The organism is Psychromarinibacter sediminicola (assembly GCF_029168335.1).
Taxonomy (GTDB): domain Bacteria; phylum Pseudomonadota; class Alphaproteobacteria; order Rhodobacterales; family Rhodobacteraceae; genus Psychromarinibacter; species Psychromarinibacter sediminicola.
In genome coordinates, this window is the sequence record NZ_JARGYC010000079.1 from 1 (window position 1) to 19,666 (window position 19,666).

Below are 19,666 nucleotides of genomic sequence, written 5' to 3' on the forward strand. Positions count from 1 at the left end.
GGCGAACTCATCGACTGCTTCACGCACCAGGAATGCGAAAACTACTTCGCCGCCTGCGGATACGATGCAGATTGATCGGAAAACGCTCTAACGATGCTCGCCCCCATTGCTTTCTTGGCAAGCGTGTCCGCTTTCCTCCCAGTTTGGAGCAATTCGGATCCCCCGAAGCCGTTTCGGAAGCTCACCGAAGTCGAGATGAGATGGTTGGAAGAAAATCTGGGCGACACTGTTTGGGAAGACGATGATGCCTGGGGCAGCATTGAGTTTAACCAGACCGGTCGATACGCTCGATATTCCAATACGCCCGGCCGGGCATCGGGAAGTATTGCGATAGTAGGCGGGGGTCCACCAGGGTCGGGTTTCATCCTGTTTCCGGCAACATGGCAACAAGACGATGGAAAGAGCGGAGACATGGAAATCCTGGTATCTGGATACGGAGATCAGGTCAGTGCTCGGTGGGGGCCAGACATGTCCATTACAAACGTATGGAAGAGGAAACAGGAGGAGCACAGGGCAGAGGCACCTGACATGCTTGAGGGTGAGCAACTTGTTCCCGTTGCCTCGTCGCCACCTTTGGCGGACTGCAATCCCGGAACAGTAGGGCTGAACATTGCCTACCGAGATAACATAGAAAACGAAATTTGCCTCTCAAACGCGCCGCGCAGCGTCGTCAGAGTAGAGGCCGAAACGAGATACACGGGGGCCACGGAGGCGCTAAAATGGCATGTCTTCGATGAGACCGGAACAACAGCAGTCGCCGTTTGCTACTGCCTACGTTGATTTTGATGACCACGGCGGATGCCGCCAGGCAGTGTTTGCCAAAACTCATGCGTTTCCGTCACCGGCGATAACGACCGTTTGTGCCCTGCCCCGGAAGCTGCCGTGCATTGGATGTCTGGTTTGTCCCGCACACCGGACAATACCTCTTGCCACGACCTGCGCGCCAGAAACAGCGGAGTCTGCCCGCTCCGACGCCAGAACCCAAGATCAACGAGTTACCGTGGTCGGACCCCACAGGCAAAACCCTCCATGGTGTCGGCCCGTCCCGCAGACGACACAGGCGCGCTTGGACACCCTTCCCGACCCGGTCTCCGTTAGCGCTATCCACAGTCATTTCAGTCACTTACCCCCCTGTCCAACCTCGGACACCTACCCGCCCAGCGGCCAGAACACCAGGATCGCCGGCACCGAGACGACCACCACGATGATCTCCAGCGGCAGCCCCATCCGCCAGTAATCCCCGAACCGGTAGCCCCCCGGCCCCAGGATCAGGGTGTTGTTCTTGTGCCCGATCGGGGTCAGGAAGGCGCAGGAGGCGGCCACCGCCACGGCCATCAGGAACGGGTCCGGGTCCACCCCCAGCCGCTCGGCCATGGTGATCCCCACCGGCGCCGCCACGATCGCCGTGGCCGTGTTGTTGAGGATGTCCGACAGGGTCATCGTCACCACCATCAAGACCGCCAGGATCGCCCAGGCCGGCAGCCCCTCGGTCAGCCCCACCAGCGCGCCGGCGATCAGCTCGGTGCCGCCCGAGTCCTCCAGCGCCGCGCCCAGCGGGATCATCGAGCCCAGAAGCACCACGACCGGCCACTCGATATGGTCGTAAAGCTCGCTCAGCGGCACGATCCGCGTCAGGGCGTAGCCCACCACCACGATCCCCAGCGCCACGGGCAGATAGATCAGCCCCAGCGAGGCCGCCGCGACCGCCGCGCCGAACAGGCCGATGGCCAGCCACATCTTCGAGGTCTGGGTCACCGCCAGCCCCCGCTCGGCCAGGGGCAGGCAGCCCAGCCAGTCGGTCACCTCCGCCTCGGTCCCCTTCGGCACCAGCAGAAGCAGGATGTCGCCGGCCCGCACCGTCGTCCGCCGCACCTGGCTCTTGATCGCCGCGCCCTTCCGGGAGATGCCCAGAAGAACCGCCCGCCGGCGCCAGTTGAGCCCCACCGACAAAGCCGTCTTGCCGTCGATCCGGGCGTCCTCGGGCACCACGACCTCGATCTTCGACAGCCCCTCCGCCTCGGCCATCAGCTTCTCCTCGCGCGCCGCCTCGGCGAAGTTCAGCGACTTGGCCGCGCGGAACTCGTCCAGCGAATCCGGCTCGGCCTGCAGGACCAGCGCGTCCTCGGCCGCCAGCCGGGTCGAGCGCTGGTCGCCGTAGAGCCGCTTGCCGTTCCGGACCAGGCCGAGGATCGCCACGTCGGCCTTCTCGGCGTCGTCGTAGAGCTCGAACAGGCGGGTGCCGATCAGCTTCGAGTCCTTCGGCACCGTCAGCTCGGCGATATAGACCGCCTCGTTCAGGGCGTCGGCGGTGTCCTCGGCCACCGTCGACGGGATCAGCCGCCAGCCGACCAGCGCCACGAACAGGAGCCCCACGGCCGCGGTCACGGCGCCGACCGGGGCGAAGTCGAACATCGCGAAGGGCTCGCCCAGCCGCTCGCCGCGGATCGAGGCGATGATGATGTTGGGCGGCGTGCCGATCAGCGTGGCCATGCCGCCCAGGATCGTCGCGAAGGACAGGGGCATCAGCGACAGCCCCGGCGGCCGGCCGGCCTTCTTCGAGGTCTGGATGTCCACCGGCATCAGCAGCGCCAGCGCGGCCACGTTGTTCATGAAGGCCGACAGCACGCCCCCCACCGCGCCCATGGTCGCGATATGGCCGCCCAGCGCGCGGGAGCTGTCGACCATGGTCCGGGTGATCAGGTGGACCGCGCCCGAGTTCACCAGCCCGGCCGAGACCACGAGGACCAGCGCCACGATCAGCGTGGCGGGGTGGCCGAAGCCGGAGAAGGCCTCGTCCGACGGGACCACGCCCAGGACGACCCCCGCCATCAGCGCCGCGAAGGCGACGAGGTCGTAGCGGAACCGGCCCCAGAGGAGCAGGCCGAAGACGGTGACGAACAGGGCGAAGAGGATGATCTGGTCGGTGGTCATGGCGCGACGATAGACCGGGGCGCGGCAAAGCTGAACCGGGTTGAGTAGCCCGGCGGGCTGCGGCAGGCTGATGCGATGCCGATGCCCCATGCCTACCGCACCGCGACCAGGGACTGGCAGGCGTTCCTGGCCGATGCCCGGGAGCGGCTGGACCTGGGGTCGGACAACATGGCCTACACCGCCGTCGACGGCGTGCTGCAGACCTTCCGGCGGCGGCTGACCGTGGCGCAGGGGCTGGCCTTTGCCGACGTGCTGCCGGCGGTGCTGCGGGCGATCTTCGTCTACCGGTGGCGGCCCGAGGCGCCGGCGGACTGGGGGAGCCGGGCCGAACAGGTGGCCGACGCGAAGGCGGTCCGCAAGGACCACAACCTGACGCCGGACCATTGCATCGAGGCGGTGGCCTGGGCCCTGCGCCGGCATGTCCGGCAACGGGACCTGGACGACGTGCTGGCGCGGATCGGGCCGGAGGCGGAGGCGTTTTGGGCCGTCGAGGGGGTCGATCCGAAGGAGCTGGAGCGGCGGTTTCCGTGAGCCCCGGCGCGGGGTGTCCGAGGTTGGACGGGGGTGTAAGGCGCTGATTGCATTATAGATAGCGGTAACAGTCCGCGGCCTGTCCGTGCGACACGACACCACCACTTCGGCGTTGCCGGATAGCGGCCCCCTGATCGAACGGACCGCGGTGCAGCGCCGCGCCGCCGGGGCACGGTCGCGCTTTGCGATGCCGGAGACATAAGCATGTATGTCGGACACTTGACGCTGTCCGCGCCAGACGCGCCGCCCCCGGCGTGAGGCCGGGCCGTGGCCCCCGGAGGGACTGCCGAACGGCCGGGGCTGCACGGCGGTGCGCCGCGCGAGGCAGGTGGACATCGCCCACGACCGATCCGGTGCCGCGTCGCGCGATGGCCTGTCCGCACCATGCCGTCTTGCGGGCGCCCCCCGCCCATTTTCCCCGCACCCGGGATGCCTTCCCCGGGCGGCCATGCCATACAAGGGGCGACGACCCCGGCGGGGCGCAGTGAGGGGAGGAGGACCGGATGTGCGGCTTCGTGTGTCTCTGGAAGGTCGGCGACGAGAGCCTCGCCCAGAAGATGATCCGCCAGATCGCCCATCGCGGCCCCGACGCCGTCGCCGTGGCGCGGCTGCCCGATGCGCCGGTCGTCATGGCGCATTGCCGGCTGTCGATCATCGGGACCGAGGACGGCGCGCAGCCGATCCACCAGACCGACGACCTGCTCGTCGTCAACGGCGAGATCTACAACCACGAGGATTTGCGCGCGATCCTCGGCGAAGGCGCGTTCGAGACCGCGACCGACAGCGAGACGATCCTGCACCTGTTCCGCTCCGGCGCCAGCCGCTGGATCAGCAAGCTCGACGGCATGTTCGCCTTCGTGCTGGCCACCCGCGACCGGATCGTCGCCGCCCGCGACCCGCTGGGGATCAAGCCGCTCTACATGGCGCGGCTGGGCGACGGGCTGGCCTTTGCCTCGGAGCTGAAGGCGTTCGACGGGGTGCCGGTCGACGCGGTGGAGCATGTGCCGCCCGGCGGGCTCTACGACAGCCGCGACGGCTGGCGGCAATGGTACCGTACCCCGCACGGCGCGGCGGTGGCGGAGCCGGGGCTGGACGTGGACCACACCGCGCACGAGTTGCGGCTGGTGCTGGAAGAGGCCGTGGCCAAGTGGATGGTGGCCGATGTCGAGGTCGGCTCGTTTTTGTCGGGCGGGCTCGACAGCTCGATCATCGCCGCCATCGCGCAGAAGGTGCGGCAGGAGACGGGGCGGCCGCCGCTCAAGACCTTTTCCGTCGGGATGAAGGGCGCGCCCGACCTGCTGGCCGCCCGCGCCGTGGCCGCGCATATCGGCTCGGACCACCGCGAGCGGGCGTTCACCGCCGCGGACGTGGCCGCGAACCTGGACCACGTGATCTATCACCTGGAATCCTGCGATATCGACCTGGTGCGCAGCGCGGTGCCCACGCTCTTCGCCGCGCGGCTGGCGCGCGAGGCGGTGAAGGCGGTGCTGACCGGCGAAGGCGCGGACGAGCTGTTCGCGGGCTACACCTATCACCATGCCTATGTGGACGAGCCGCGCGCGCTGGCCGACGAGCTTACGCGGTCGCTGGGGACGATGCACAACATCAACCTGCAGCGGGTGGACCGGATCACCATGGCCGAGAGCCTGGAGGGCCGCACGCCGTTCCTCGACCGCGAGCTGATCGACTTCGCGCAGGCGGTGCCGGCGGAACTGAAGCTGTGCCGCACCGACCCGGAGGCCGTAGAGTCGACCGGCGAAACGACGGAGAAGTGGATCCTGCGCAAGGCCTGCGCCGATCTGCTGCCGGCGGAGCTCGTCTGGCGCAAGAAGGCGCAGTTCGACGAGGGGTCCGGCACGGTGGACGCGCTGCAGGCCGCGCTGCGGCAGATGCTGGGCGTGGACCGGCCGGTGAGCCGCGAGGAGGAGGGCGCGCTTTACGAGCGCATCCTGCGCGCGCGTTTCGTCGATGCCGACCGGGTGCTGGCGAACGCGGCGACCTGGACCGAGGCGCGGGTGGCGGTGTGAGGCACGGGCGGCCGCGGGCGTCACCGCCGGGCCGCGAAGAAGTCCCTGAGCAGCGCCTCGCAGTCCGCCGCGGCGATGCCGTCGACCACCTCGGGAGCGTGATGCGCCTGCGGGTGGGCGAAGACGCGGGGGCCGTGGGCGACGCCGCCCGATTTCGGGTCCGCCGCGCCATAGACCAGCCGGGCGATGCGGGCGAAGCCGATGGCGGCGGCGCACATCGGGCAGGGTTCCAGCGTGACATAGAGCGCGTGGCCGGGCAGCCGCTCGGACCCGGCGGCGGCGCAGGCGGCGCGGAGGACGAGGATCTCGGCATGCGCCGTGGGGTCCGACAGCTCGCGGGTGCGGTTGCCGGCGCGGGCGGCGACATGGCCCGCGGGGTCGACCAGCACCGCGCCCACCGGCACCTCGCCGCGGGCGGCGGCGGCGCGGGCTTCGTCCAGGGCGAGCGTCATGTGGCTGGTGAATCGGCTCATACGCCCTCATCGCGCACCGCGGCGGAAAGCGCCAGCGCATCGCTCTCCGGCCGAGGGGCGCGGATCGCCGGTTCCCTCGGCGGTCGCGGCGCGGTAGAGCCCGTGGCATGGAACACTCTTCTCCCCCCGGCGAGCGGATCGCCAAGGTGCTGGCGCGCGCCGGCGTGGCCAGCCGGCGCGAGGCCGAGCGGATGATCGCGGCCGGTCGCGTGGCGGTGAACGGCAAGGTGATCGACAGCCCGGCGCTGAACGTGACGGGCCGCGACAAGGTGGAGGTGGACGGCAAGGCGCTGGCGGCTGCCGAGCCGGCGCGGCTGTGGCTGTATCACAAGCCCGCCGGGCTGGTGACCAGCGCGCGGGACGAGCAGGGGCGCACGACGGTGTTCGACGCGCTGCCCGCGGGGATGCCGCGGGTGATGAGCGTGGGGCGGCTGGACCTGAGTTCCGAGGGGCTGTTGCTTCTGACCAATGACGGCGGGATCAAGCGGCGGCTGGAACTGCCCTCGACCGGGTGGCTGAGGCGCTACCGGGTGCGGGTGAAGGGCACGCCGGACGACGCGGTGCTGGCGCCGTTGCGGGCGGGGATGGAAGTCGAGGGCGAGCGGTTCCAGCCGATGGAAGTGACGCTCGACCGGCAGCAGGGGGCGAATGCCTGGCTGACGGTGGGGATCCGCGAGGGCAAGAACCGCGAGATCCGCCGGGCGATGGAGGCGGTGGGGCTGAGCGTGAACCGGCTGATCCGGGTGAGCTACGGGCCGTTCCAACTGGGCAAGCTGAAGACCGGCGAGGTCAGCGAGGTCAAGGGCCGGGTGCTGCGCGACCAGCTGGGGCTGGGCGCGGGGCCGGAGGCGGCGGAGCAGAAGCCTAAGTCTGGCCCGAAGCGGGGCCCGAAGTCGGGGCCGAAGCGGGGCCCGAAGCCAGGCGCGGGGCGCGGCCGGCCGCGGTAGCCGGAATATTGGGAATATTCCGGTGCGGATCATTGGCAATGATCCGGATCGTTTTCTTGCCAAGAAAACGGCGCCCGGGCGGCGGGGGCCTTGTTCCCCGTGGAGGGGCGCTTAAGGTTCCGGCAGATCACCAATCACGAAAACGGGACGCGACCGATGGCCGACCTTTTCACGCTCACGAACCTGGGCAACCTGCTTATGCTGTGCTTCCTGCAGGCCGTCCTGGGCTTCGACAACCTGCTCTACATCTCGATCCAGTCGAAACGCGCGCCGCTGGCGCAGCAGAAGGCGGTGCGGCTCTGGGGCATCGTGATCGCCGTGGCGCTGCGCGTGGTGCTGCTGTTCGCGATGGTGCACCTGATCGAGGTCCTGGCCGAGCCGTTCTTCGTGATGACCTGGGAGGGCGTGCTGGAGGGCGGCGTGAACTTCGCCACGATCGTTTTCGTCTTCGGCGGCGTGTTCATCATGTACACGGCGGTGAAGGAGATCGCGCACATGCTGTCGCTCGACCATCTCGACGCCGATATCGGCGGCAACGAACGCGGCATGTCGGCGGCGCGGGTGATCGTCCTGATCGTGATGATGAACCTGATCTTCTCGTTCGATTCGATCCTGTCGGCGCTGGCGATCACCGACGTGTTCGCGGTGCTGGCCTTCGCCATCCTGCTGTCGGGGGCGGCGATGCTGGTGCTGGCCGACGGGGTGACGGCGTTTCTGTCGAAGAACCGGATGTTCGAGGTGCTGGGCCTGTTCATCCTGTTGATCGTGGGCGTTGTGCTCTTGGGCGAGGCCGGCCAGGCGGCGGCGCATGCGGCGCACGACCCGGCGCTGGCGCTGCATGTCTTCGGCTTCGAGATCGTGCCGATGTCGAAATCGACCTTCTATTTCTCGGTCGTCGTGCTGTTCGCGGTGGAGGCGGTGCAGGCCGGCTATTCGCGCAAGCTGGCGGCAGAACGGCGCGCGGCGGCGGCCCGGCGCGAGATGCGGTAAGGTCGCCTGCCCGCCGGGCCGGGTGCGCGCCCGGCCCGGCCCCGCCCGCAATGCCCGCTGGCCGCTTGCGCCCAAATGCCCTACCCTTCTGCACGAGCAAAGGAGGGCCCGCTCTTGGCACGACTCGTTCTGGCCGTCGTCTTCGTCGCAATCCTGCTGGGCGGCCTTGCCCTGGTGGCGCTGGTCCTGCGCCGGGCGCTGTCGGCGGCGGACGCGGGAAAGGGGCTCGGCATGGCCGAGGAGTCGATGCTGCCGAAACTGGCCTATGCGCTGCTGATCGGTCTGATCCTCTACGTCTCGATCTGGGGGGGCGCCTGAGCATGGCCGAACGCTACGGCGGCCGATACAGCCCCGGGGACGGCAAGCGCGCCCCCGCCGCGCCGAAGCCCGCCCGCCGCGCGGTCCGGGCCAGCGGCAAGGCCGGGCTGCTGTTCGCGGCGCCGGTGCCCTTGGTGATCTCGGCCTTCTTCCGCGACCCGGTGGGGCTGGCGCAGAACCTCGTCGCCTTCGGCCTGCTGATCGGCGCGGCGTGGCTCACGCGCGAGGGGCTGCGCGCCGAGGCGGAATACGACGCGCGCAAAGTGGCGCGAAAGCCCGGCATCCCGCGCAAAATCTTCGGCGCGGTGCTGATCGGCGCGGGGCTGGCCGTGGCCGGCTATGCGCCCGAGGCGAGCCTTCTGAACCCGGCGATCTTCGCCGGGCTGGGGCTGGTGCTGCATTTTTTGGCCTTCGGGCCGGACCCGTTGCGCGACAAGGGCGCCGAGGGGGTCGACGCCTTCCAGTCGGACCGCGTGGCACGCGCCGTGGACGAGGCGGAGAAGCACCTGAAGGCGATGCAGGACGCGATCCTGCGCGCCAACAACCGCAACCTGGAAAAGCGGGTGCAGCGGTTCCAGGCCACGGTGCGCGAGATGTTCCGCACCATCGAGAACGACCCGCGCGACCTGACCGCGGCGCGCAAGTATCTCAGCGTCTACCTTCTGGGCGCGCGCGACGCGACGGTGAAGTTCGCCGATCTCTACGCCCGCACCGGCGACGACGGCGCGCGGGCCGACTACGAGGCGCTGCTCGACGACCTGGAGGCGAATTTCAGCGCACAGACCGAAAAACTGCTGTCCGACAATCGTACCGATCTGGATATCGAGATAGAGGTTCTGCGCGACAGGCTCGCCCGCGAAGGCGTGCGGCCGGAATAGGATGGGGACCAATCTGGGGGTTTGAACCATGGCCGAAGCCGTACGCCGCAAGGCAGAGGAAGACTTGAAGCAAGTCGAGGACGTCACCGCCGTGCTCCTGCCGGAACCGAAGGCGGAGCTGGTGCCGATGAAGGACGCCGACGCGCCCACCGCGGCCGAGATCAAGAAGCGGATGGACGAGATCGACATCACCGATTCGAACTCGATCATCTCCTTCGGATCGGCGGCGCAGGCCGAGCTGCAGCAGATCAGCCAGTCGATGCTGACCGACGTGCGCAACAAGGATGTGGGCCCGGCGGGCGACAGCCTGCGCGACATCGTCACCACGATCCGCGGCTTTTCGGTCGGCGAGCTGGACGTGCGGCGCAAGCGGACCTGGTGGGAGAAGCTGACCGGCAAGATGGCGCCGATGGCCAAGTTCGTCGCCCGCTACGAGGACGTGCAGGGCCAGATCGACGGGATCACCGACAGCCTTCTGGGCCACGAGCACAAGCTTCTGAAGGACATCAAGTCGCTGGATCTGCTCTACGAGAAGACGCTGGATTTCTACGACGAGCTGGCGCTTTACATCGCCGCCGGCGAGGAGAAGCTGGCCGAGCTGGACGCCACCACGATCCCCGCCAAGGAAAAGGAGGTCGAGGCCGCCCCGGAAGAGGACGGGGTGATGCAGGCGCAGGAGTTGCGCGACCTGCGCGCTGCCCGCGACGACCTGGAGCGGCGGGTGCACGACCTGAAGCTGACCCGCCAGGTGACGATGCAGTCCCTGCCCTCGATCCGGCTTGTGCAGGAGAACGACAAGAGCCTGGTCACCAAGATCAACTCGACGCTGGTCAACACCGTCCCGCTGTGGGAGACGCAACTTGCGCAGGCGGTGACGATTCAGCGCTCGTCCGAGGCGGCCAAGGCGGTGCGCGAGGCGAGCGACCTGACCAACGAGCTTCTGACCGCGAATGCCGAGAACCTGCGCGCGGCCAACAAGACGGTGCGCGAGGAAATGGAGCGCGGCGTGTTCGACATCGAGGCGATCAAGAAGGCCAACGCGGATCTGATCGCGACGATCGAGGAATCGCTGCAGATCGCCGACGAGGGCAAGACCAAGCGCGCCGCCGCCGAAGAGGAGCTTCGCAAGATGGAGACCGAGCTGCGCGAGACGCTGGCCGCCGCCAAGGCGCGCGGCGACGGGGTGGGCGACACCGCCGGCACAGCGGTTCCCAAGGCCTGACGGGTGGCATGGCGGCAGGGCATAGCGGCGGGACTGGCGGGGCTGACCGCCCTGTCGGCCTGTGACGACACGGTCCGCACCTCGCCGCCGCCGGCCGCCCGGCCCGCGGGGCTGGCCGCGCCCGAGATCGTCGAGCCCTCGGCGGAGAGCCGCGAGCTGTCGGCCTATTACGCGCGGGTGCAGTCCGACCTGACCGCGCAGGGGCTGTTGCGGGTCGACGGCGGCGGGCCGGACACGCCGTTCACCGAGCGGCAGCTGGTCGACAACTTCATCCGCATCGCGCTTTACGAGGAATTCACCAATATCGGCGGGGCGCTGGTGGCGCAGCAGACCGAAAGCCGCCTGCACCGCTGGAACGAGCCGATCCGGATGGCGGTGCGCTTCGGCGAGAGCGTGCCGGAAGATCAGCGCGAGGCGGATCGCGCCGAGATCGCCAGCTATGCCGCGCGGCTGGCGCGGCTGACCGGGCTGCGGATCACCCTGACCGAGCGCGGCGGCGCGAATTTCCATGTCTTCGTGGTGAACGAGGACGAGCGCCGCCGGATCGGGCCGCAGCTGCGCGCCATCGTCCCCGACATCAGCCAGGGCGCGATCAACACCGTGCAGAACATGCGGCGGTCGACCTTCTGCCTGGTCTTCGCGCGCGACCCCGACGACAACGGCTCCTACACCCAGGCCGTCGCGGTGATCCGGGGCGAGCATCCCGACCTGCTGCGCCGCTCCTGCATCCACGAGGAGCTGGCCCAGGGGCTGGGGCTGTCCAACGACAGCCCGATGGCGCGGCCGTCGGTGTTCAACGACGACGAGGAGTTCGGCCTGCTGACGACGCATGACGAGCTGCTTCTGAAGATGCTGTACGACCCGCGGATGCGCAGCGGGATGACGATCCGCGAGGCCCGGCCGGTGGCAGAGGAGATCGCGGCCGAGCTTCTGGGCGGCGAAAGCTGAGGCGGACGCCGCCCGACCGGGCGCTGACGGGCCGGTTTCGCTAGTGCGCCACACCGCCATTTGCTACAGCTTGCCGCATACGGCACTGGAGGCTCCGGCATGGGCATTTTCGACTTTCTCAGCGGCGAATTCATCGACGTCATTCACTGGACGGACGACACCCGCGATACCATGGTCTGGCGGTTCGAGCGGCATGGCCACGAGATCAAGTACGGCGCCAAGCTGACGGTGCGCGAGGGCCAGGCGGCGGTCTTCGTCCACGAGGGGCAGCTGGCGGACGTGTTCACCCCCGGTCTCTACATGCTCGAGACCAACAACATGCCGATCATGACGACGCTGCAGCACTGGGACCACGGCTTCCAGAGCCCGTTCAAGTCCGAGATCTACTTCGTCAGCACCACCCGCTTCACCGACCTGAAATGGGGCACCAAGAACCCGATCATGCTGCGCGATCCGGAGTTCGGGCCGACCCGCATCCGCGCCTATGGCACCTATGCCGTCCGCGTGACCGACCCGCGCCGGTTCATGACCGAGATCGTCGGCACCGACGGCGAGTTCACGATGGACGAGATCAGCTTTCAGATCCGCAACATCATCGTGCAGGAGTTCTCCCGCGTGATCGCCGGCTCCGGCATCCCGGTGCTGGACATGGCGGCGAACACGGCCGACCTGGGCAAGATGATCGCCGCCGAGATCTCGCCCATCGTGGCCGATTACGGCCTGTCGATCCCGGAGTTCTATATCGAGAACGTCTCGCTGCCCGCGGCAGTGGAGCAGGTGCTGGACAAGCGCACCTCGATGGGGATCGTGGGCGATCTCGGCCGCTACACGCAGTTCTCGGCGGCCGAGGCGATGACGCAGGCGGCGCAGAACCCGGCGGGCGGTGGCATGGCGGCGGGGCTCGGCGCCGGGATGGGGATGGCGATGGCGCAGGGCATGGGCCCGTGGGGCGCGCGCCCCGGCGGCACGCCGCAGGCCGGCCCCGGCCCGTCGGCCGCGCCGGCCCCGCCCCCGCCGCCGCAGGAAAAGGTCTGGCACATCGCCGAACACGGCGAGACGAAAGGCCCGTTCTCCAAGGCGTCGCTGGGGCGGATGGCCGCGACCGGCGAGTTGACGCGCGAAACCTATGTCTGGACCGCCGGGCAGGACGGCTGGCTGAAGGCCGACGACGTGGCCGAACTGGCGCAGCTCTTCACCGTGATGCCCCCGCCCCCGCCACCCGGGGTCTGACACGGCCCGGCGCGGAAACATCGTGCCCGGCGCGACGGAATGCCCGGGCCGGTGCGTGATACCACCGGAACGCGCGTTTCGGGGTCCACGCAAAGGAGTATGCCATGTCCAGACCCGCTACCTATTCCCGGCTCCAGATCGGCCTGCACTGGGCCATCGCCCTGCTGATCGCCGGCGCCTGGTTCACCCACGAACAGATGGAGCGGGAGCCGGGCCGGAGCGAGCCCGACGGTCTCATGATCGGGCCGATGCCGCTGCATGTGGCGCTGGGACTCGCCGTTTTCGCGTTGCTGCTGGTGCGGATCGTCCACCGCGCCATGCGCGGCGTGCCCGAGCCGGTGGCCGGAACGCCGCCGCTTGCGCGCAGGGCCGCGGAGTGGGGGCACCGGCTGCTCTATGCGCTGATGCTGGCGGCGCCGCTGGCGGGCATGGCGCGCGCCTTCGGCGGGATCGAGCCGGCGGGCGAGCTGCACGAGATGCTGGCCACGGCGCTGGTGCTCGTGGCGCTGGCCCACGCCGCGGTGGCGGTCTTTCACCAGGCGGTGCTGCGCGACGGCACCCTGTCGCGCATGACCCGCGGACGAGCGTAAGCCGTCCCCGGTCGCCCGGGACACAGCCTGCGCGCCGAAACCTTCATGCCTCCGGCGGGAGTATTTCCGGCCAGAAGAAGCATGGGGTCAGCCCCCTGCTCCAGTGTCGAAGCAGGGGGCCTTCTCCTGGCGCGGTCGTCGGCGCGCCCGCCCGTACCGCAAGGCCGATCATGACAGTTCAAGATAAACGGCCCGTTGCTTCTTCTGGCCGAAAATACTCCCGCCGGAGGCGGCCGGCCCGGGCCGACCGTGCGACGCCGGGCAAGTGCGACGCCTCGCCGATTTCAGAAAAAATCTTGCGCGGAAGCGCTCCGCTCGATCGCGGCCGGCTCAGCGCAGGCGGCTCATCAGCATCTCGGCGCGGCAGGCGTCGGCCGGGAACGGGTAGTCGTCGTCGCGCTCGGCCGGAAAGGCGCGCGCCGGGTCGACCTGGCTCTGCTCGATCAGGTCGCCGTTCACGCAGAGATCCTGCGCGGCGTTGCCGATGTTGAAGCCGAAGCCCTCCGGCCCGCAGTCATAGCCGCCGCCGTCCATGTTCCACGCCTGCGGCATCGGCGCCTGCGGGCCCCAGACCACGAATTCCTCCAGCACCGGATCGAAGGTGAGCCGCCAGGTCGTCTCCTCGTCCTTCATCCCCAGCGCCCAGCGTCCGATCCGCTCCTCCTGGTGATAGCCCTCGATCACGAAGCACTGCACGTCGGTCTCCAGCACCCGCTGCGTGCCCATCAGCGCCGCATCGAAAGACAGCGCGCCGCGCATCGCGTAGCCCCCCGCGCCGGGCCATTCGAAGCGGTAGGCCACGCTGTCCGCCGCCGCCGGCAGGGCGGGGGCGGCGAGGCACAGGGCGAGCAGGATACGCAGGGGCATGAGGCTTCTCCGGCAGGTCGCGGTCCGGCGCCAGCATAGAGCCCGGACACCCGGTTTCAACGCCCCGCGGGCCGTCGTGACGAGACCGTGCAATCGCGTGTTCCAGTGCCCGGGCGGGCGTGCTAGGTCTTCCGGCGAGCCCGCGAAGACGTGATATTTCCCCGACGCCATGGACGACGCAGAGACCGGTCCCGCCCGCCCCACCGAAGAGCACCGCTTCCCCTGCGACCAGTGCGGCGCCGACATGCGGTTCGACCCGGCCGCGGGCCGGCTGATCTGCGACCATTGCGGCCACAGCCAGCCGCTGGACGAGCCGTTCACCGGCGGCGCCATCCGCGAGCTGGACTTCCGCGCCGCCATTGAGGCGCATCTGCCCGAGGCGGAGATCGAGGAGACCCGCGTCCTCTCCTGCCCCAACTGCGGCGCGCAGGTCGCGTTCGACGCCGACCTCCACGCCAAGGAATGCCCGTTCTGCGCCACGCCGGTGGTCACCGACACAGGCACCCACCGCCATATCAAGCCGCGGGGCCTTCTGCCCTTCGCGCTGGAGGAGCGCGACGCGCACAAGGCGATGACCGAATGGCTGGGCAAGCTGTGGTTCGCGCCGAACGGCTTGCAGGAGTACGCCCGCAAGGGGCGACGGATGAACGGCATCTACGTGCCGTTCTGGACCTTCGACGCCGACACCGCCTCCAGCTACCGGGGCGAGCGCGGGACGGTCTATTACGTCACCCGCACCGTCACCCGGGACGGCAAGACCCAGCAGGTCAGCGAGCAGCGGATACGCTGGCGGCCGAAATCGGGCCGCGTGGCGCGGTTCTTCGACGACGTGCTGGTGCTGGCCTCCAGGTCGCTGCCCAAGCGTTACACCGACGGGCTGGCGCCCTGGGATCTGTCGGCGCTGATCCCCTACAGCCCGGAATACCTCGCCGGGTTCCGGGCCGAGGGCTACCAGGTGGAGCTGCAGGAGGGCTATACCGAGGCGCGCGCCCAGATGGACCGTGTCATCGCGCGCGACGTGCGCTTCGACATCGGCGGCGACCGGCAGCGCATCCACCATATCGAAACCGAGGTCCGCGACGTGACCTTCAAGCATATCCTGCTGCCAGTCTGGACCGCGGCCTACAAGTACCGGGGCGAGAGCTACCGCTTCGTGGTCAACGGCCGCACCGGCCGGGTGCAGGGCGAGCGGCCCTGGTCGGCCTGGAAGATCGCCGTCGCCGTGGTGCTGGGCCTGATCGTCGCCGGCGTCGTGGGCTATTTCGTGGCGCAGAGCCAATGAGCGAGATCGACACGCTGGAGGCGCTTTTGCACCGCCGTCATTCCTGCCGCGCCTTCCGGCCGGAGCCGGTGCCGGACGCGGTGATCGACCGGATCGTGACGGCGGCGGGACGGGTGCCCAGCTGGTGCAACGCGCAGCCCTGGCACCTGGCGCTGTGCGCCCCCGACGAGACCGACCGGCTGCGCGAGGCGCTCTATGCCGCGGCTGCGCAGGGGGGGCACGCCCCCGACATCCCCTTCCCCGCCGCCTATACCGGTCGCTACAAGACCCGCCGCTCGGTCTGCGGCTGGGCGCTGTACGAGGCGGTGGGCGTCGAAAAGGGCGACCGCGCGGCCTCTGCGCGGCAGATGCTGGAGAACTTCCGCTTCTTCGGGGCGCCGCATTTCGGGCTGGTGACGACCGAGGCCGAGCTGGGCGCCTATGGCGTGCTCGACTGCGGCGCCTTCGTGACCGCCTTCACCCTGGCCGCCGAGGCGCTGGGCGTCGCCAGCATCGCGCAGGCCGCCGTCGCGGGCCACGCGCCGTTGCTGCGCGACTGGTTCGGCCTGCCCGAGAACCGCCAGGTCGTCTGCGGGCTGTCCTTCGGCTACGAGGACGCGAACGCCCCCGCAAACGGCTTCCGGACCGAGCGCGCACCGCTGGACGAAATCCTTGAGCGGCGCTGAGGCCGGCAGTCCGGGCTGGCGGGCGCGCGCGACGGGCGCGACGCTCGCGGCGCTGACCCTGTGCGTCATCGGCGCGGAATGGGGCGGCGTCGCCCCGGCGCAGACGGCGGCGGACGTGCTGGCGCTGGCGGCCGTGCTGCTGCTGTTGCCGGGGCCGGGCCGAACGGCGAAGATCTTCTTCGCCGTGGCCGCGGGCCTGGCGGTCGCGGTGGCGCTCGTCCACGGGCCGCACTGGGCGGAGTACTCGGTCGGCCTGCAGAAGACCGCCTTCATCGGCGCCTTCTTCACCGCGCTCGCCACCCTGCGCCACGCCGCCGACACGTCGCCCGCGATCACCCGGTGCGGCCAGTTCCTGGCCCGCCAGCCGCCCGGCCGCCGCTATCTCGCGCTGACCACCGGCGCGCATCTCTTCGCGCTCCTGCTGAACTACGGCGCCATCGCGCTCTTGGGCTCGCTGGCGGTGGCCAGCGCGCGCGAGGAGGCAGACCCGGAGCTGCGCTATCACCGCACGCGGCGGATGCTGCTGGCGATCCAGCGGGGCTTCATCTCGTCGCTGCCCTGGTCGCCGCTGGCCTTTGCCATGGCGATCACCACCTCGCTGATCCCCGGCGCCAGCTGGGCCGGCGCGGTGCTGCCCTGCCTCGTCTCGACGCTGGTCTTCATCGGCGCCGGATGGGGGCTCGACACGATCTTCAAGCCGAAGCTCAGCCGCCCGCCCCCGGCCCGCCGGGCGCCGGAGGGCGACTGGTCGCTGATGTGGCCGCTTCTCGGCCTGCTGGCGATCCTGGTCGTGGCGGTGGGCGGGCTGCACCTGCTGACCGGGCTGCGCGCGGTGGCGGTGGTGATGCTGGTCGTGCCGCTGATCTCGGTCGGCTGGGTGATGATCCAGGCGGAGCGCAGCCCGGTGCGGCATCTGCTGGCGCGCGGCGGCGGGTTCCTGGTGCGGGACATGCCCGGCTATCGGGGCGAGCTGCTGCTGATCATGATGGCGGGCTTCATCGGCACGCTGGGCGCGCGCCTGCTGGTGCCGGTGATCGAGGCCTCGGGGCTGGACATCGCCGCGCTGCCCGGCTGGCTGGTCCTTCTGGCGCTGTTCTGGGCGGTGCCGCTGGCGGGCCAGATCGGCGCCAACCCGATCCTCGCGGTGTCGCTGATCGCGCCGGTGCTGCCCGAGGCGGCGGCGCTGGGCCTGGACCCGACGGATTTCGTCGTGGCGATCACCGGAGGCTGGGCGCTGAGCGGCGCCACGTCGCCCTATACCGCGACGACGATGCTGGTCGGCAACTTCGCGGGGGTCTCGGCCCGGCGCGTCGGGCTCAACTGGAACGGCGGCTATATCCTGGCCACCGGCAGCGTGCTGTCGGCCTGGGTGCTGATCTTCGCCGCGCTCTAAGGCGGGGCCCGGACGGCCGGGCGCCCGCCGGGCGCGCACTCAGCCCGCGTTGATCCTGACCTTGGTGGCCTTCTCGGCCTCCGGCCCCTTCTTGGGCACGGTGATGGTCAGCACGCCGTCCTTCAGGTCGGCCTTGATACCGCCCTCGTCGGCGTCCTGCGGCAGGCGGAAGCTGCGCTGGAACGCGCCGTACTGACGCTCGCTGAAATACCAGGTCTCGCCCTTGTCCTCCTTCTCGGTGCGCTTTTCGCCCTTCACGGTGACGACGCCGTTGTCGACCGAAACGTCGATGTCCTTGTCGGCGACGCCGGGCAGCTCCACCGAGATCAGATACGCCTTGTCGTTGGTCGAGGCTTCGGACGCCGGCGCAAGCCACTCGGCGATCTGCGCGCCGAAGTTGCGGAACGGTTCGTAGAGCGCGGGCCAGAGGCCCGAAGTGTGGGTCTTTTCAACCATGTCAGGTCTCCTTCACTCCGTTGGGTCAGTCACGCTCGGATCCTATCACGGCGCGAATCTGGGGACGTTGATGCAGGTCATCAACCGTCTGCCGCGTTGCCCCTGTCGGCAGAGGCGGCTAGATCAGGGGAACCGAACAAAGGAGACGCCAGATGATCCTGTGCTGCGGCGAAGCGCTGATCGACATGCTGCCCCGGACGAGCGAGGCCGGCGAGGACGCCTTCGCCCCCTATTCCGGCGGCGCCGTGTTCAACACGGCGATCGCGCTGGGCCGGCTCGGGGCGCCCTCGGGCTTCTACTGCGAACTCGCTGGCGACATGTTCGGCGAGATGCTGCAGGACGCGCTGGCCGACAGCCGCGTCTCGACGGATTACGCGCCCATCGTCGACCGGCCCTGCACGCTGGCCTTCGTCAAGCTGGTCGAGGGCCAGGCGACATACGCCTTCTACGACGAGGGCACGGCCCTGCGGATGATGACGCCCGAGACGCTGCCACCGCTGGGTGACGACGTCTCGGCGCTGTTCTTCGGCGGCATCAGCCTGGTGGGCGAGCCCTGCGGCACCGCCTTCGAGGCGCTGGCGACGCGGGCGGCCGGCGACCGGGCGATCATGATCGACCCCAATATCCGCACCTCCTTCATCGCCGACGAGGCCGCCTATCGCGGCCGGGTCGAACGGATGATCGCGCTGTCCGACATCGTGAAGGTCTCCGACGAGGACCTGCGCTGGATCATGGGCGACGGCGAGCCGGGCGCGCTCGCCCGGGAGATCCTGCGGATGGGGCCGAAGGTCGTCTGCATCACCGAGGGCGGCAAGGGCGCCCGCGGCATCACCGCGACCGGCGAGGTCCAGGTCGCCGCGCCGCGGGTCGAGGTCGCCGACACGGTGGGCGCGGGCGACACGTTCAACGCCGGGGTGCTCGCCGCCCTGCACGAGGCCGGCGCGCTGACCAAGGACGCGCTGGCCGCGCTCGACAACCGGGTGCTGAGGGACGCGCTGACCCTCGGCGTGCGCTCCGCCGCCGTCACCGTCAGCCGCGCGGGCGCCAATCCGCCCTGGCGCGCGGAGCTGTCCTGATGCGCGCGCTGATCCAGCGCGTGTCCGAGGCCGCGGTCCGCGTCGACGGCGCCGTGATCGGCGAGATCGGGCCGGGCCTGATGATCCTGGTCTGCGCGATGCAGGGCGACGGCGAGGCCGAGGCCGACCGGCTGGCCGCGAAGATCGCCAAGCTTCGCATCTTTCCCGACGAGGCGGGCAAGATGAACCGCGCGCTCCCCGACACCGGCGGTGCGGCGCTGGTGGTCAGCCAGTTCACGCTGGCAGCGGACACCTCGCGCGGCAACCGCCCCGGCTTCTCCGCCGCCGCGGCACCGGACGACGGCGAACGCCTCTACGAGCATTTCGCCGCCCGGATGCAGGCCCAGGGCGTGCCCGTCGCCACCGGCCGCTTCGGCGCCGACATGAAGGTGAGCCTCGTCAACGACGGGCCGGTGACCATCTGGCTGGACACCGCGGGCTGAACCGCCGGCGGCGGGCTAGAAGCGTCACCCGTGTCATGGGGAGGATCTGTTACCTATGTCTCCGGGCTGCACATTGTTTCCGTGGCGGTGCTGGAAGACCAATTCTAACACGTCTCAGCTTGGACAGTGACGCTGTCCCTTATTCCGTGCAGAGACCGCGCCACTCGGCGAGAGCGGCTGCGCAGTTTTGCTTGAAATTTGCTCGGGCGTAGATGCTGCGCTCCGAGTTGAAATGGTTGCTGACCGCGGCGTGGACGGAGGCGGATTCCTCCATACCTCGCATCCGCCGGAAACGCCCATCAAAGCCTTAGAGCTTCGTGCGTTTAATCGTGGGCATATCCTGCGGCCTTGAAGTAGTTCCAGCATTCGTCGGGTTCGAAGAGATCGCAGATGTCGCCG

Annotated in this window: 19 protein-coding genes; 15 read left to right on the forward strand and 4 right to left on the reverse strand. The window is 69.4% G+C overall.

All coding sequences use genetic code 11. The annotated features are described in order from the left end of the window. Positions 1–1,149 precede the first annotated feature (1,149 nt). Positions 1,150–2,931, reverse strand: a complete 1,782-nt coding sequence (locus tag P1J78_RS20710; RefSeq protein ID WP_275569299.1) for an SLC13 family permease — start codon at positions 2,929–2,931, stop codon at positions 1,150–1,152. A 75-nt stretch (positions 2,932–3,006) separates the two neighbouring features. Between P1J78_RS20710 and P1J78_RS20715 the strand changes: the two genes are divergently transcribed. Both P1J78_RS20715 and asnB read left to right on the forward strand, forming a co-directional pair. Next, positions 3,007–3,462: a DUF2267 domain-containing protein gene (locus P1J78_RS20715; RefSeq protein WP_275569300.1), complete on the forward strand. Its 456-nt coding sequence runs from the start codon at positions 3,007–3,009 to the stop codon at positions 3,460–3,462. 503 nt (positions 3,463–3,965) lie between these two features. After that, a complete protein-coding gene (gene asnB / locus P1J78_RS20720) occupies positions 3,966–5,489 on the forward strand; it encodes an asparagine synthase (glutamine-hydrolyzing) (RefSeq protein ID WP_275569301.1) in 1,524 nt (507 codons plus the stop codon). A gap of 20 nt (positions 5,490–5,509) precedes the next feature. Here the strand turns inward: asnB and P1J78_RS20725 are convergent, their stop codons facing one another. Beyond that, positions 5,510–5,962: a nucleoside deaminase gene (locus P1J78_RS20725; protein ID WP_275569302.1), complete on the reverse strand. Its 453-nt coding sequence runs from the start codon at positions 5,960–5,962 to the stop codon at positions 5,510–5,512. Positions 5,963–6,069: 107 nt separating this feature from the next. Here P1J78_RS20725 and P1J78_RS20730 point away from each other — a divergent pair, with 107 nt between their 5' ends. The 8 genes from P1J78_RS20730 (at position 6,070) to P1J78_RS20765 (ending at position 13,085) form a co-directional block, all read left to right on the forward strand. Beyond that, positions 6,070–6,909 (forward strand): pseudouridine synthase, encoded by an 840-nt coding sequence (locus P1J78_RS20730; protein WP_275569303.1) that lies wholly within the window; start codon positions 6,070–6,072, stop codon positions 6,907–6,909. A 156-nt stretch (positions 6,910–7,065) separates the two neighbouring features. Further along, a complete protein-coding gene (locus P1J78_RS20735; RefSeq protein ID WP_275569304.1) occupies positions 7,066–7,899 on the forward strand; it encodes a TerC family protein in 834 nt (277 codons plus the stop codon). 114 nt (positions 7,900–8,013) lie between these two features. Beyond that, positions 8,014–8,217: a hypothetical protein gene (locus P1J78_RS20740; RefSeq protein WP_275569305.1), complete on the forward strand. Its 204-nt coding sequence runs from the start codon at positions 8,014–8,016 to the stop codon at positions 8,215–8,217. Between the two features lie 2 nt (positions 8,218–8,219). Beyond that, complete coding sequence (locus P1J78_RS20745) at positions 8,220–9,095, forward strand: 5-bromo-4-chloroindolyl phosphate hydrolysis family protein (protein WP_275569306.1); 876 nt, start codon at positions 8,220–8,222, stop codon at positions 9,093–9,095. Positions 9,096–9,123: 28 nt separating this feature from the next. Beyond that, positions 9,124–10,317: a toxic anion resistance protein gene (locus P1J78_RS20750; protein WP_275569307.1), complete on the forward strand. Its 1,194-nt coding sequence runs from the start codon at positions 9,124–9,126 to the stop codon at positions 10,315–10,317. A 3-nt stretch (positions 10,318–10,320) separates the two neighbouring features. After that, positions 10,321–11,265 carry a DUF2927 domain-containing protein gene (locus P1J78_RS20755; protein WP_275569308.1) on the forward strand — a complete coding sequence of 315 codons (945 nt, stop codon included), beginning with the start codon at positions 10,321–10,323 and terminating at the stop codon, positions 11,263–11,265. 99 nt (positions 11,266–11,364) lie between these two features. Then, positions 11,365–12,495: an SPFH domain-containing protein gene (locus P1J78_RS20760; RefSeq protein ID WP_275569309.1), complete on the forward strand. Its 1,131-nt coding sequence runs from the start codon at positions 11,365–11,367 to the stop codon at positions 12,493–12,495. Positions 12,496–12,599: 104 nt separating this feature from the next. Further along, positions 12,600–13,085: a cytochrome b gene (locus tag P1J78_RS20765; RefSeq protein ID WP_275569310.1), complete on the forward strand. Its 486-nt coding sequence runs from the start codon at positions 12,600–12,602 to the stop codon at positions 13,083–13,085. A 330-nt stretch (positions 13,086–13,415) separates the two neighbouring features. Here P1J78_RS20765 and P1J78_RS20770 read toward each other — a convergent pair whose 3' ends face one another. After that, the gene (locus P1J78_RS20770; RefSeq protein ID WP_275569311.1) at positions 13,416–13,952 is read right to left on the reverse strand and encodes a hypothetical protein; all 537 of its coding nucleotides are present in this window, start codon (positions 13,950–13,952) and stop codon (positions 13,416–13,418) included. A gap of 169 nt (positions 13,953–14,121) precedes the next feature. On the opposite strand from P1J78_RS20770, the gene P1J78_RS20775 reads away from it, so the two are divergent. The 3 genes from P1J78_RS20775 to P1J78_RS20785 are packed head-to-tail and all read left to right on the forward strand — an operon-like array spanning position 14,122 to position 17,292. Further along, positions 14,122–15,234, forward strand: a complete 1,113-nt coding sequence (locus P1J78_RS20775; RefSeq protein ID WP_275569312.1) for a TFIIB-type zinc finger domain-containing protein — start codon at positions 14,122–14,124, stop codon at positions 15,232–15,234. Beyond that, a complete protein-coding gene (locus P1J78_RS20780; RefSeq protein ID WP_275569313.1) occupies positions 15,231–15,899 on the forward strand; it encodes a nitroreductase in 669 nt (222 codons plus the stop codon). Before P1J78_RS20775 ends, P1J78_RS20780 begins: the two co-directional genes overlap by 4 nt. Further along, a complete protein-coding gene (locus P1J78_RS20785; RefSeq protein ID WP_275569314.1) occupies positions 15,886–17,292 on the forward strand; it encodes a hypothetical protein in 1,407 nt (468 codons plus the stop codon). The genes P1J78_RS20780 and P1J78_RS20785 overlap by 14 nt, the downstream gene beginning before the upstream one ends. A 39-nt stretch (positions 17,293–17,331) precedes the next feature. On the opposite strand, the gene P1J78_RS20790 is transcribed toward P1J78_RS20785, so the two are convergent. Further along, positions 17,332–17,748 carry an Hsp20/alpha crystallin family protein gene (locus P1J78_RS20790; RefSeq protein WP_275569315.1) on the reverse strand — a complete coding sequence of 139 codons (417 nt, stop codon included), beginning with the start codon at positions 17,746–17,748 and terminating at the stop codon, positions 17,332–17,334. A gap of 152 nt (positions 17,749–17,900) precedes the next feature. Here P1J78_RS20790 and P1J78_RS20795 point away from each other — a divergent pair, with 152 nt between their 5' ends. Next, a complete protein-coding gene (locus tag P1J78_RS20795) occupies positions 17,901–18,824 on the forward strand; it encodes a carbohydrate kinase family protein (RefSeq protein ID WP_275569316.1) in 924 nt (307 codons plus the stop codon). Continuing rightward, entirely contained in the window at positions 18,824–19,267 is a 444-nt protein-coding gene (dtd, locus tag P1J78_RS20800; RefSeq protein WP_275569317.1) for a D-aminoacyl-tRNA deacylase, read from the forward strand. Before P1J78_RS20795 ends, dtd begins: the two co-directional genes overlap by 1 nt. Positions 19,268–19,666 lie beyond the last annotated feature (399 nt).